This is a genomic window from Flavobacterium sp. UBA4854 (genome assembly GCF_002399805.1).
In the GTDB taxonomy this organism is placed as follows: Bacteria; Bacteroidota; Bacteroidia; order Flavobacteriales; family Flavobacteriaceae; genus Flavobacterium; species Flavobacterium ginsengisoli.
On the sequence record NZ_DHEI01000136.1, the window covers coordinates 8052 to 21385 of the forward strand.

12 protein-coding genes are annotated in these 13334 nt (G+C 34.8%); 4 read left to right on the forward strand and 8 right to left on the reverse strand.

The window, feature by feature from the left end; translation table 11 throughout:
- The 3 genes from bioB to B3J44_RS20015 all read left to right on the forward strand — a co-directional run.
- Positions 1-840 (forward strand): biotin synthase BioB (gene bioB, locus B3J44_RS20005; RefSeq protein ID WP_286971041.1); only part of this gene is annotated, 840 nt, incomplete at its 5' end.
- A 173-nt stretch (positions 841-1013) separates the two neighbouring features.
- On the forward strand, positions 1014-1568 hold the full coding sequence (locus tag B3J44_RS20010; RefSeq protein WP_286971042.1) for a GNAT family N-acetyltransferase: 555 nt from the start codon (positions 1014-1016) through the stop codon (positions 1566-1568).
- A 69-nt stretch (positions 1569-1637) separates the two neighbouring features.
- Entirely contained in the window at positions 1638-2144 is a 507-nt protein-coding gene (locus B3J44_RS20015) for a DNA-deoxyinosine glycosylase (protein WP_286971043.1), read from the forward strand.
- Positions 2145-2627: 483 nt separating this feature from the next.
- Here B3J44_RS20015 and B3J44_RS20020 read toward each other — a convergent pair whose 3' ends face one another.
- Positions 2628-2939, reverse strand: coding sequence for an EthD family reductase (locus tag B3J44_RS20020; RefSeq protein WP_286971044.1), 312 nt, complete (start codon positions 2937-2939; stop codon positions 2628-2630).
- 139 nt (positions 2940-3078) lie between these two features.
- On the opposite strand from B3J44_RS20020, the gene B3J44_RS20025 reads away from it, so the two are divergent.
- Positions 3079-4056 carry a GlxA family transcriptional regulator gene (locus B3J44_RS20025; protein ID WP_198858506.1) on the forward strand — a complete coding sequence of 326 codons (978 nt, stop codon included), beginning with the start codon at positions 3079-3081 and terminating at the stop codon, positions 4054-4056.
- 112 nt (positions 4057-4168) lie between these two features.
- Here B3J44_RS20025 and B3J44_RS20030 read toward each other — a convergent pair whose 3' ends face one another.
- The 7 genes from B3J44_RS20030 to B3J44_RS20060 all read right to left on the reverse strand — a co-directional run.
- Positions 4169-5443: a glycoside hydrolase 5 family protein gene (locus B3J44_RS20030; protein WP_286971045.1), complete on the reverse strand. Its 1275-nt coding sequence runs from the start codon at positions 5441-5443 to the stop codon at positions 4169-4171.
- A 4-nt stretch (positions 5444-5447) separates the two neighbouring features.
- Positions 5448-7682, reverse strand: coding sequence for a beta-glucosidase BglX (gene bglX, locus B3J44_RS20035; protein ID WP_286971047.1), 2235 nt, complete (start codon positions 7680-7682; stop codon positions 5448-5450).
- A gap of 16 nt (positions 7683-7698) precedes the next feature.
- Positions 7699-9336 carry a sodium:solute symporter gene (locus B3J44_RS20040; RefSeq protein ID WP_286971049.1) on the reverse strand — a complete coding sequence of 546 codons (1638 nt, stop codon included), beginning with the start codon at positions 9334-9336 and terminating at the stop codon, positions 7699-7701.
- A 2-nt stretch (positions 9337-9338) separates the two neighbouring features.
- Entirely contained in the window at positions 9339-10868 is a 1530-nt protein-coding gene (locus tag B3J44_RS20045) for a hypothetical protein (RefSeq protein WP_286971051.1), read from the reverse strand.
- Positions 10852-11883: a glycosidase gene (locus tag B3J44_RS20050; protein WP_286971053.1), complete on the reverse strand. Its 1032-nt coding sequence runs from the start codon at positions 11881-11883 to the stop codon at positions 10852-10854. The genes B3J44_RS20045 and B3J44_RS20050 overlap by 17 nt, the downstream gene beginning before the upstream one ends.
- A 22-nt stretch (positions 11884-11905) precedes the next feature.
- A complete protein-coding gene (locus B3J44_RS20055) occupies positions 11906-13099 on the reverse strand; it encodes a glycoside hydrolase family 26 protein (protein WP_286971055.1) in 1194 nt (397 codons plus the stop codon).
- Positions 13100-13112: 13 nt separating this feature from the next.
- Positions 13113-13334 (reverse strand): hypothetical protein (locus B3J44_RS20060; protein WP_286971056.1); only part of this gene is annotated, 222 nt, incomplete at its 5' end.

Consider the following 13334-nt stretch of genomic DNA (forward strand, 5'->3'; position numbering starts at 1 on the left):
AAAACAGGCGGCTGTCCAGAAGATTGTTCCTATTGCGGACAAGCAGCACGTTATCATACTGATATAAAAGTTCAGGCTCTTTTGCCAACAGAAACTGTTCTTAAACATGCTCAAAAAGCAAAAGATGGAGGTTCTTCCCGTTTTTGTATGGCTGCGGCTTGGCGCGAAGTACGAGATAATAAAGATTTTGATCGTGTTATTGAAATGGTAAAAGGCGTTAATGATCTCGGATTGGAAGTTTGCTGTACACTAGGAATGCTTACCGAAGAGCAAGCTATAAGACTTCAAGAAGCAGGTTTGTATGCTTATAATCATAATTTAGATACTTCTGAAAGTTACTATGATGAAATTATTAGCACACGTAAATTTGATCAGCGTCTTGATACTATAAATAATGTTAGAAAAGCGGGCATTACGGTTTGTTCTGGCGGAATTATTGGTTTAGGAGAAACTCCCGCCGATCGTGTTTCTATGTTAGCAACTTTAGCTACAATGCCTACTCATCCAGAATCTGTTCCTGTAAACGCACTGGCAAGAGTAAAAGGAACACCATTAGAAAATAATCCGAAAGTACCTCTTTGGGATATGGTTCGAATGATTGCTACAGCGCGTATTATTATGCCAGCATCTGTTGTACGTTTAAGTGCAGGAAGAATTGAAATGACAGAAGAAGAGCAAGCTTGGTGTTTTATGGCTGGTGCCAATTCTATTTTTACCGGAGAACGCGAAACTTTACTAGTAACACCAAACCCAGGACTATCAGAAGATATGCAAATGTTTCAAAATCTTGGACTTAAACCTTTAACTAAAGAAAGAAAAAGTAGCTGTTCTGTGGTTTAAAAGATATTTTTGAAACTCTAAAACACTTAAAAACATAAAAATACTGCGCAACTCTAAAAATGTTTGAGGATGCGCAGTTTTTTTTCAATTTGGATCTCTTTGTAAAGCGGGGCATATTTCAGAAAATAATTAAATATATTTGAAAAGCGCTATTGCGAGCAGAAATTCAGATAATGGAAATATTAAATATACAAACGACACAACTTAACATACGGCACCTAAAAATATCAGATCTATCTGATTTTCATATCTATCGATCTAATCCAGAAGTTACAAAATATCAAGGTTTTGATGTTATGACAATTGAAGAGGCTGAAGAATTTATTAAAGAAAACGCAACAAAACATTTTGGCAAAGCTGGAGAATGGGTACAATACGGAATTGAAAATACTAAAACCAAACAACTCATTGGCGACTGTGCAATTAAACTTGATCAATACGATACAAGAATTGCCGAAATCGGAATAACAATTTCGCACCTTGAGCAAAAAAAAGGTTTTGCAAAAGAGGTTTTTGTTGGCATTCTGGATTTTCTATTTGACACCAAACAAATACATCGAGTTGTTGAAATTGTAGATGCTGAAAATATTGCTTCGATTAACCTATTGAAAAGTATCGGTTTTAAACAAGAAGGGCACTTTATCGAGAATATTTTCTTTAAAGGAAAATGGGGAAGTGAATTTCAATATGCAATGCTAAAACGGGAATGGGACGAGAGAAAATTGTAATAAGGAACTCTTTTACTCATTTCAAATCTTTATTGATAATTTTACAATAAAGGAAAAAAAAGCGAAAACATGTATAAAAAAGCCCTCCAACCATTAATTGACCATTCTACTGTTATTCTAATTATGGGCACTATGGCTGGCGAACAGTCTATTGCCAAACAGCAGTATTACGCCAACAAGGGAAATCTTTTTTGGAAAATTATGTTTGCTATTCTTGAAGAAGAATTTAGCGATTTGTACGAAGATCGAAAAGCACTATTAACAAAATATAAAATTGGTCTTTGGAATGTTTTGCAAAGCTGTAAAAGAGAAGGAAGCAGTGATGCTGCAATTACCGAAGAAACGATAAACGATTTTGAAAGTCTGCACAAACAATATCCTAACATAAAGCACGTCTTTTTTGAAAGTAAAGCTGCTGCAAAGTATTTTCAGAAACATACTATTGCACAAAAAGGAATTACCTATGTAACTCTCCCTTCTACCAGCGGATTAAATGCTGGCCTGACAAGAGCAGAAAAAATGGCCGAATGGAGAGCCGTATCTCAAATAGCGCTTTCTAAAAAAGAAGAAAACTAATTACCTGTTTCTCATAATATAAAACAGTATTTCTTCTTCTAGTTCTCTTGATAAATTTTCGAACTTCATTCTGCGTCGGTGATTTTTATCGCTTTTATCCCTGTAAAGCTCCGTTTTGGCGGTACTTATACAATAAGCATCACAAATAACCTTAAATTTCTCATCGAGTATATACAACTCTTTCATAGAATCGAAGTACGCAGCAAACTTAACATTATATAATTCGTCAGGGATAGCGGCCATAGGTTGGGTCATATTTAAATTAATACTGAATTTTACCTAAAAGGTTCAAACAATTAATTTTAAGTATTCTACATTTTAATTTACTTCTCTATTCGTACATCTTGTATCGAAAAGATATTTAAAATTATAATGAAAAAGCTTAATCTTTCTATCTGAACCTCTGTAAATGGTTTCAGATTATAATCTGAAACCAGAAATAGTAAAATGAACCCACAGCCGTTAAAATGCAACAAGGTAAAATCAAGTGTTTTTTACATCATAAACATAAATTTGCACTTCATCATCACTAGCTAGAATTCTACGATCTGCAGCGCATTGTTGCCCAATATCGGTTTTAAAAGACTCCATCATTGCATCTAAAGATTCAAAATATAAATTAGCCACAAGAAATACATCAGAATGTCCAGTCAATGATATGACAGGTTCTTTGCTAACTTCGTATTTTATTATTCCAGGAAGTTTTTTTGCCAACGGAATATGCACCTCATAATAATGTTTTTCAAAAAAATAAATGTCTTTTGGTGTTTTATAAATAACAGTCATTTTTGCCATGATAGTTTTTTGTTTAATACGTTAGAAAATTATCTAACGTAAATTTAAAAGCAATTACAGACTTTTCTAATATGTAAAATAGACATTCTTACAGGTATATTTGGACACCAACTTTTAGTATCTTTATACAAAAAAGATAATGAAACAGCTTACCATAATAGTTCCCGAAGGAGATAATAATCTTTCTAGCATATCTGGCGCGTACGAAATCTTTACAAAAGCAAATGCTTTTGCTAAAATGAACGGCGGAACAGAATTGTTTCAAATTAAACTGGCGGGAATTTCTGAAAAAATAGAATTTAATGGCGGTATTTTTACTGTAAAGCCCCATGTCTATATTTCGCAGATTGCTAAAACCGATCTTATTATAATTCCTTCATTAAACCACAATTACAATCTTGCCCTTCAGCATAATGACGAACTTGTGCAGTGGTTGCAAAAACAATATCAAAAAGGTGCAGAAATTGCCACGATCTGTACAGGAGCATTTATGCTTGCTGCATCGGGACTTCTTGACGGAAAAAATTGTTCGACACATTGGTCTGTTAGAGAAAATTTCTCTAGAATGTTTCCGCAAATAAATCTAAGAGTTGATGAATTAATTACAGATGAAAATGGAATCTATACCAATGGCGGAGCATACTCTTTTCTTAACCTAATGATTTATCTTATCGAAAAATATTACGGTAGAGCAACCGCAGTTTATTGTGCCAAAGTGTTTCAGATTGAAATGAATAGAAAATCTCAATCACAATTTATTATTTTCTCAGGCCAAAAGAAACATGAAGATGAAATGGTACTTGGCGCACAATCTTATATCGAAAATAATTTGGGAGAAAAATTATCAATGAGCGATCTTTCGATTAAGTTTAATGTCAGCAGAAGAAATTTTGATAGACGATTTATAAAAGCCACAGGAAATACACCTAGCGAATACCTGCAAAGAGTAAAAATTGAAGCCGCTAAAAAAGCTTTTGAAACAGATCGTAAAACAGTAAATGAAGTAATGTACGAAGTGGGCTATTCTGATATTAAAGCTTTTCGAGATGCATTTAAAAAAATTACAGGAATTCCTCCAATCGAATACAAAAAGAAATATCATAAAGGAGCTGCATAATCTAGATTTAAAAAGCAGGAAAGCAAAATCAGCATTTATAAAAAAATCGGAGTTTTTAAATAGAACTCCGATTTTTTGATTTTTCTAATGCATTGCTAACTCTTTCTTCTAATCATTCGTTATTTAGTTTTAATGCATATTCGTTAATTATCTTTTGTGTACTTAAATCTCGATCATAAACAGAATACCAACCTTGATATTCATGAGGAGGATCTCCCACTAAATCATCGCCCAGTTTCCAAATGCTTCTATTAGATTTAGGTCTTCCCTCGCCTCCCCAAGCCCAAAAATTTACTCCCGAAACTTGTGGTGTAGTTTGACTTAAAGCATAAATCTTTTCAAAAATAAAAGTATAATATTGATCTCTAACTTCAACCGATGAGTTGGCATCATAGCTATTTTCATCTCTTGAAATTCCAAATTCCTCTAAGACAAGAGGTTTATTTAATTTCTGAGCTGTTTTTACATGTTCATCGATATATTTTTCTGCTTTTTCTAATGCCATCGGATACGTTTCTTTCGCTTTAAGCGGATCAAACCAACCCCAATTCTGAACCCAAAGATGAAATGTACAGTAATCAATATTTTTGCTTTGATGATCAATTTCGAAATTGGTTCCGTTTTCAGGAGAGGGCGTATTTCCTTCAGAACCTATAGAAACCAAATGTTTAGGATCTAATTTCTTGATAAATCCTGCTGTATCATCAATCCATTTTCTGTAAGCCCCGATATTATTGCTTCCTTCTGGTTCGTTGGCCAATTGCCAAGCCATAATAGTTGGGTCTTTTTTGTATGGTATTTTAGTAACCGAATTTACTCGTGTAACTACTTTCTGGATATGATTTTCAAACCATTTTTGAGCCGTTTTATCACTATAAAAACGAGCAGAATAGTGCTGATATTTTCTCCAATCGCCATTTTCTGCTGGTGGCGGATATGGAATTGCTTCGTTTTGATTTGCCCAAGAAACATATTGCGCAAAACCGCCAGACCAAGGCCAAAAATTATTCAAGCAAACAACTGCTGTCATGTTTCTTTTCTTCATTTCTGCTAATAGCAAATCAAGCCCTTCCCAAAGTTCTTCATTATAACTTCCAGGTTCTTTTTGCATTGTTGGCTGAACGGTCCACGGAGTTTCAAGATTACCTTCTGAAGCTGCAATAATGCGAAGATTTTTAACTCCCAAATTGTTCAAACGATCCAATTCGCGAATCAACCTTGCTTTATCTGAAACAGCCAAATTCATTCCGTACCAAAAATTGGTTCCTAGATAATGATACGGTTTTCCATCCTTAACCAATTTTCCATTTTGCACTTTGACAAAATCCTGAGCTTGTAAATTCAGCTGTGATAAAGCCAAAAACAATAGATATATTATTTTTTTCATCTTTTTATTGCACTTCAAATGATACTTTTTCTCCAGTTACGCTACTGCTTCCTACCCACAAATCGAATTTTCCTGCTTCTACTTTCTTTTTCATATCAATTCCATAAAAAGCAAGATCAATAATTTTTAAATCAAACTTTACATTTTTACTTTCACCAGCTTTCAATTCAACCCTTTTAAAAGCTTTTAATTCTTTAACTGGCAATGCAATAGATCCTGCAATATCTCTCACATAAAGTTGTACAACTTCAGTACCGTCATAATTACCAGTATTTTTTAATGAAAAGGAAATTTCAATTGTCTCATCCTGTTTCAAAACTGATTTTGCAAGTGTTGTTTTTCCATATTCAAATGTGGTATAAGAAAGTCCGAATCCGAATGGAAATAAAGGTTCGTTCCCACTATCTAAATAATAAGATTTATTTCCCAAAGATGTTTGAGAAGCTTCAATAGGAATATTTTCTACATTTAATTCACTTCCGTTTGCAGGACGACCCGTTTTTAAATGACTGTAATACATCGGAATCTGTCCTACATTTTTAGGAAACGTAATGGGTAATTTTGCCGAAGGATTTGCTTTACCAAATAATAAATTTACAAGTGCTGGTCCGCCCATCGTTCCTGGATGCCACGCATATAAAACAGCATTAGATTCTTTAACTTCTTTTTCTATTGTTAAAGGTCTTCCTGCTAGAACAACAGTAATTATTGGCGTTTTTGTTTTAGCTAAAGTTGCTAAAAGTTGCGATTGCACACCTTGCAAATTCAGATTAGAAAGGCTATGTGCTTCGCCAGAAAGAATCGATTCTTCGCCTACAAATAGTAACACAACATCTGCTTCTTTTGCTATTTTTCTAGCTTTATAAAATTCAGTAGAATCTTTGTCTCTTGAATATTTTATAATTGGTTCATACAGAATCTTTACATTTTTTCCGTATTGATCTTTTAAAGCTTGAAGAGGCGTTACGCTATGATTTTTATCTCCATCAAAAACCCAAGTTCCTAATTGATCGTGAGGCGCATCTGCCAACGGACCAAAAACAGCTATCGTTTTAGGATTTTTAAGCGGTAAAATTTGTGCTTCATTCTTTAATAAAACTACCGATTCTTCTGCCGTTTTTTGAGCCGTTTCTAAATGTTCTTTTTTATAAAAAACAGCTTCAGTATTTCCTTTTACATAAGGATTTTCAAAAAGTCCTAGTTTAAATTTTATTCTTAAAATATTACGAACAGCATCATTTATAGTTTCTATATTAATTTTCTTTTCCTTCAAAAGAGATTCAACAAAAGCAACATATGTACCACTAACCATTTCCATATCTACTCCTGCATTTATGGCTTTTTGAGCCGCTTCTTTGTTATCCGTGCAAAAACCATGATCGACCATTTCTGTAATCGATGCCCAGTCAGAAACTACAAAACCTTTAAAATTCCATTCTTTTCGGAGCATTTGTTTTAAAAGAAACTCATTTCCAGAAGAAGGAATTCCGTCATTAGCATTAAAAGCGGTCATAATTGTAGCCAGATCGGCTTTTTTAACGGCTTCTTCAAACGGGACTAAATACGTATTTCTAAATTGCCTTTCAGTTATATTAGTCGTATTATAATCACGTCCTCCTTCTGCTGCTCCATATCCAGCAAAATGTTTGGCACAAGCTGCAATCGAAGTTGGATCCGATAAACTTTTTCCTTGAAAACCTTTAACCATAGCAACTCCCATAACCGAAGTTAAATAAGGATCTTCTCCACAGCTTTCTGCAATTCTTCCCCATCGAGGATCTCTCGCAATATCAACCATAGGAGCAAATGTCCAACGAATTCCAGTTTCTGATGCTTCTATTGCAGCAATTCTGGCTGCTTTTTCTACCAAATCTGGATTAAAACTTGCTGCTTGTCCTAGCGGAATTGGAAATATGGTTTTAAAACCATGTATTACGTCGCGCCCAATAATTAGAGGGATTCCTAATCTAGTTTGTTCTACAGCAATTTTTTGTGCTTTGTTTGCTATTTCGGGATTAGTAATACTCAAAACCGAACCAGCCATTCCTTGTTGAATAACTTTATAATTGGTTTCCATATCATCTGCAGACAATTGATTCATCTGACCGATTTTTTCCTTTAAAGTCATTTTCTTTAACAGAACATCAATCTTTTTTTCTATTGAGGCATCAAAAACCTGAGCGCTTGTTTCTAGTCCTGATAAGAGTAGAAACAGCGCTAAAAATTGTAGCTTTTTCATCTTGTAAATTATTTCATTAGAAAAACGCTGCGTACATTCCGAAACACGCTAAAACAAGCAGAAGAGCTTGTATACGGAAGTTTTTATACCAAACTACATTCTGTAAAGCGATCGTTTCTTCTCTCCAAAGTGCTTTTGTCCAAGTATTTTCTTTTACCTTTTTTTCTGATGGAGGAGCTGTTGTTAAACTCACTGTCACATTTACCAAAATACTTAGAACTAAAATAATTGGCGCCAATAATAAAAAGTGAAGTCCTAAATGCATACCAAAAATATATTTTGCAGACATAATGACGATTGCAATAAACAATCCTGACATTAAACCACTGAAAGCTCCAACAGCATTAGAACGTTTCCAGAACAATCCCAGAAAAAAAGTGCCAACAACTGGCGGTGCTAAATAAGATAAGATTTCTTGATAATAAGCAATAAGCGAGTCAAATTTACCAATGTAAGGAGCCCATAAAATAGCGATTATCAAAGTTACAACAGCAGTTATTTTACCAACTCTTACCTTTTTTTCGCTTGACGCATTTTTATCAAACTTGCTATAAAAATCCATTGTAAACAAAGTAGAAACAGAGTTTAAAGTTGCGCTCAAAGCTGATGTTAAAGCCGAAATCATTGCTGAAAGAATAATTCCGATTAAACCAACTGGAAGCACTTTATTGATTAATCTTGGGTAAACTTGATCCGTATTGATTCCGTATTTTGATTTTAATTCGCTTCCGCTAATGATTTCGTGCGGTAAATTCTCTACACCAAAAAGATTAATTCCTCTGGCAATGACGCCTGGAAAAATAAAAATGAAAAGTGTAAATAAATATAAAAATCCTACTAGTAAAACACCTTTTCGTCCATGATCTATAGATTTTGCAGACAAAACTCGTTGTACCATAACCTGATTATTGCCCCAGAAATAGAAACCAAGAATCGGAATTCCAACCCACATTCCTAACCAAGGCACAGTTGGATCATCCATTGGTCTAGTCAATTTTAGCCAAATTCCGTCGTAAAATTGCGTATAAAATGCATCCCAACCTCCAATGCTATCCATTGCGAAAAATGCCAGTAAAGTCGATCCGATTATTAAAATAAAGGCTTGAATTACTTCTGTATTAATAACAGACGAAAGTCCGCCAATAATAGTGTAACTTCCAGCAACAACAGCCATTCCGACAATAATAAGCATCATGTCTGCTCCCGGAAAAATCATGTTGATGATTAATGCTCCTGCATATAGTGTCGCTGCAGCATCAAGAAAAATGTTTCCGATAATGGTTATAAACGAAAAATAAGTTCTTGATCTCGCATCAAATCTTCTTTCCAAAAATTCTGGCATTGTAAAGATTCCCGATTTAATGTAAAATGGAAGAAAAAAGATGGCAAAAAAGACCATTACTAGAATCGAAATCCAATTGTAATTGAAAACTGCAATTCCATTGATAAAACCTTCTCCAGAATTTCCCATTAGAGTCGAGCTCGAAATACTGGCCGCAAAAAGTGATAATCCGACCATTGGCCATTTTAAATCTCTCCCAGCCAAAAAGTAAGCATCTGAATCGCTTGATTTACTATTTTTTAATCCCCACCAAACAATAAAGATGATGTATAAAACCAAGACAACTAAGTCAATTATATTTAAATTTATCATAATTACTGCTGGTATGTGGTATAAAGAATAACGCTTTTTGCTGGAATAGAAACTTTAATGCTGTTTTCTTTCAAACTCATTTTTTCAGAAGGAATAGGAAAACCATTTTGGTCAACTGGGCGTTTGCTCTCGGTGTATAAATATTTATTAAGTTTCGATTTCAGTTTTAGTTTTTTAGCATCAATTGTAAAATTAACTTCCTTATCACTGTTGTTTGCAATGGCAATTGTTGCTTCTCCTGAAGCTGTAAATCCTGCTGCGGCGCGTACTTTTTCGATGTTTAAATGATCTAGTTTTACAATTTTCATATCGCTGGTAAAATAACGTGTCATAATAGACCAAGTATAAAACCACGGACGCAGATTTTCATCTTCCTTCTTGTCTGTTAATTCTTTACCTAAACTATTAAACATTCCCCAACGCTTGAGCTGATATTTGTCGCCTTTGTCATCTTTTGTATGCATTGCGTCGTCTAAATCCCAAGCAATTACGGCATCAAATCCTGCATTCATTGCCTGAATTAAAGCATCTGCCATATCTACTCCATAATCGTAATCGTAAACCGAAAGTTGACTGTCGACACTAGTAAATTTATCTCCTAAATGTTCTTTTGAAGAAGGATCTCCTTTTATACCCAATTCGCCTAAAATAAAAGGCTTTTTATGAACTGAATCGGTAAAACGGACTAAGTCTCCAAATGTCTTCTGAAATTCTCCAGAAAGAATGCTTTCTTTAGAAGGATAATCGTGCGCATCATAAGCAGAAATTAAATTCGGAATTTGAAGTGCAGTTTGTTTTACCCAATCAAGACCTTTATATTTTGATCTCGGATTATTAAACGAAGTTGCATCTGGACCAATAATCGAAATCTTTTTATCTAAACCTGCCTTTTGAATAGACTTATGAAGCATTGTAATTCCTTCTTTCCATTGTTCAAAATCGCCGTCTATTGTTGCCCAATCACCATTTGGTTCATTCACTAGATTGTAATATTTAATGCAAGTATATTTTTTTACATTTAATAAATGATTCAGATTTTTAATGATCAAATCAATCCATCTCTGATCGTTTGCGCCAGTAAAACTGTTTTGAAGATTTAAATGTGTGTCGTGCACTTTGTAAGGCTGTCCCCACTCTCCTAGAATTACCGTGATTTTGTTTTTTTCACAGTAATCTAACAATTTATAAAGAGCCTGCATTTGATCACTTTCAAAATCAACAATCGGATTTCCAGAAGCATCAAATCCTTTTAGATAGCGCCAATTTGCCTGATCCATTACTCGAGCAATTTTAGGCTTAATGAATGAAACTCGGTCAAAAACCATTTTCCATTTTTCGTCAGTCATCAATTTTCCCCATTCCGAGCTTTCAGTATCAGCGTGCGGATAGGCTGAAAATTCAATTCCATTTCCAATAAATTCATTCGAAATAATTTCGCTCGGATTAATAGAAACGACAGGAATGCTGTTTTGGCTTTGAGCCGAAAAACTGGCTAAAGCGCAAAACAGTAAAAAGCTATTTTGAATTTTCATTTTGAGAATCTTTTAAAGTTTGTAACAATTCATTGATGTCGCAAGTTGCTAAACCAACGTATTTATCAGCTGCGCCGTAATAAACATATAAAATATTATCGACAATCATATTACCTGTAGGAAAAACACAGCCTTTATAGAACCCTTCTATTTCATAATCATGTTCGGGTTCCATAATCCAATCTTCTAGTCTTGCCGTTACTTTTGTTGGATCTTCTAAGTCTAAAAGTGCAACGCCTACTCTGTAATAACCATTTCCGCCATTTTCAACTCCATGATAAATAAGCAGCCAGCCATCATCTGTACGCAAAGGTGGTGTGCTTCCGCCAATTTTTTCTTCCCAAGTTCCGTTTCTGCCACTTAAAAGAAGGGTGCTTTTTTCTTCCCAAACCATTAAATCATCAGAATATCGAAGCCAGATTGAAGGATAATCGCAACCATATTCTTCTCCAATCCATTGTTTTGGACGGTGCAGCATAGCATATTTTCCGTTGATTTTTTCTGGAAACAAAATTACGTCGCGATCATCTAAATTAGAAGTCGTAATTCTTCCTAACCTTCTGTAGGTTTTAAAATCGGTTGTTACCGCTAAACCAGAATTTGCGATATTATGCTTGTAAACGGCTGGCGCATCTGGACCTGTTTCTGGAAGATTGATCACGTCGTGAGGAAATGTCCAATAACGCCCCGGAGGATACGGTCTGTAGGCATAAGTAACATAGTACTCGTTTCCAAATTTAATGATTCTCGGATCTTCTACTCCGCCCATATCTGGACCGTTACTGCTTGGTCCAAAAACTGGTTCATTAGATTCTCTTTTAAAATTGATTCCATCTGTACTTGTTGCCAATCCCACACGGATATAATGATCCACATCATCTCCTGCTGCCCTGTAAAGCATATAAAATGTTCCGTTTTCGTACCAGACTCCTGGATTACAAACAACGAGATTTTCCCAGTAATTATTAGGGTTTGGGCTTAAAACTGGATTTTGAGTGCACTTAATTAATTTCATTTTTAGATTTGTATTTTGGTTTTTATTTTACTGTTGTGTTTGCTGCTAAGGTGTACATATCTGGCAGTTTTTTACTAAAGATCATATTTGGACTTGCGTATAGCAGTTTAAAATTTGCTGCCGAACTGTGTCCGTCAAATGGAGCATAAAAATGGTTTCCTTCATGAGAAGGATCGTACTTGTTACGCCACATAACTACCATGCTTACTTTTTTTCCTGTTAGCGGAATACTGATTTCGTTTGTCCAATAGGTATCATACGGAGCACCATTTTTTACAATTCCTTCAACTCCTGTTTCTGTTACTCCACAAGGTTTTAATTTTTGCTGTGAAAGTGTTGCAAGGTTTCTTAAATTGGTACTAAAGGCTGAAGTATTGGTTCCGTGATAACTATCCCAACCAATAAAATCTACATAATTATCGCCTGGCCATCTGAAAAGGAAATTATCAACCGTGCCTTGTGAATCTAATTGAGGTGAAATAGCATAAATAAAGCTGTGAACGCCTTTCTTGTTTTTCAAATAATCAATCGTATATTTCCATAAACTAATGAATTCTACTTGCGTAGTCGCGCTCGAACCCCACCAAGACCAAGCTTGCGTATGCTCGTGAAAAGGACGAAAAACAATTGGAATTAGTTTGCCGTTTTTGTCTTTCAAATTAGTGGCAAAATCTGCTAATTTATCTAACCAAGAATTGAATTTTACATTTGTAGCGCTTCCGTCTGTCAAGATTTCTTTTGCAACAGTATTGTTAGAATTGTCCCAGCTATCTCCGCCTGTCAAAGGATTATTTAAATGACAGCAGGCTGTAATTACTTCGCCTCTTTCTCTAGCTTCTTTTATTACTCGAATTCTGTCATTGTTTAAGGTTGAAGTTGCACTTCTATCATCCATAATTTCGGCTAAATCGACACTGAAAACTCCTGGATAATCTCCACAGACATCTTTAATGTCCGATCTTCCTTGTTCCGTCATCCAATTTCTGCCGTAAAGCAAATCATCGTGATGCCCAAACATTGTTCCTTTTTCTTGAATTCTCCATAAATTAGAGTACAACGCTTTGGTTTCTGCAGTTGCATTTGGATCACTCAGTTTTAATTCTACCGAAGTTGGAACTTCGGGCTCGTTTCCGCCTGAATCATTTTTATCATCCGAAGAACATCCTACGAATGACAGACTCATGGCAACCAGAATTGTATATAATGATTTCATCATTTTCTTTTTAAGGTTAATAATCGAAATTGGTTAATACCAAAAGCCCTTCAGCTGGAATTGTTTCTGTTTTATTCTTTTTTAGATCTAAAGTGATATTGGTCTGATTTGGAAGCATGTTATGATCGCCTTCTAGTTTTAAATGGCCTTTTGCATAAACAAACTTTTTGACTTTATTTAAAACAGGCGTATTTTGAGAGGTCAATTTAACTTTGGTTTCCTGATGAGAAACATTGAC

Bases quoted from the DNA above. Each gene is read 5' to 3' on its own strand.
- bglX (WP_286971047.1), bottom strand. From the start codon at position 7,682: ATGAAAAAGCTACAATTTTTAGCGCTGTTTCTACTCTTATCAGGACTA.
- B3J44_RS20020 (WP_286971044.1), bottom strand. From the start codon at position 2,939: ATGGCAAAAATGACTGTTATTTATAAAACACCAAAAGACATTTATTTT.
- B3J44_RS20040 (WP_286971049.1), bottom strand. From the start codon at position 9,336: ATGATAAATTTAAATATAATTGACTTAGTTGTCTTGGTTTTATACATC.
- B3J44_RS20025 (WP_198858506.1), top strand. From the start codon at position 3,079: ATGAAACAGCTTACCATAATAGTTCCCGAAGGAGATAATAATCTTTCT.
- B3J44_RS20030 (WP_286971045.1), bottom strand. From the start codon at position 5,443: ATGAAAAAAATAATATATCTATTGTTTTTGGCTTTATCACAGCTGAAT.
- B3J44_RS20015 (WP_286971043.1), top strand. From the start codon at position 1,638: ATGTATAAAAAAGCCCTCCAACCATTAATTGACCATTCTACTGTTATT.
- B3J44_RS20050 (WP_286971053.1), bottom strand. From the start codon at position 11,883: ATGAAATTAATTAAGTGCACTCAAAATCCAGTTTTAAGCCCAAACCCT.
- B3J44_RS20010 (WP_286971042.1), top strand. From the start codon at position 1,014: ATGGAAATATTAAATATACAAACGACACAACTTAACATACGGCACCTA.
- B3J44_RS20055 (WP_286971055.1), bottom strand. From the start codon at position 13,099: ATGATGAAATCATTATATACAATTCTGGTTGCCATGAGTCTGTCATTC.
- B3J44_RS20045 (WP_286971051.1), bottom strand. From the start codon at position 10,868: ATGAAAATTCAAAATAGCTTTTTACTGTTTTGCGCTTTAGCCAGTTTT.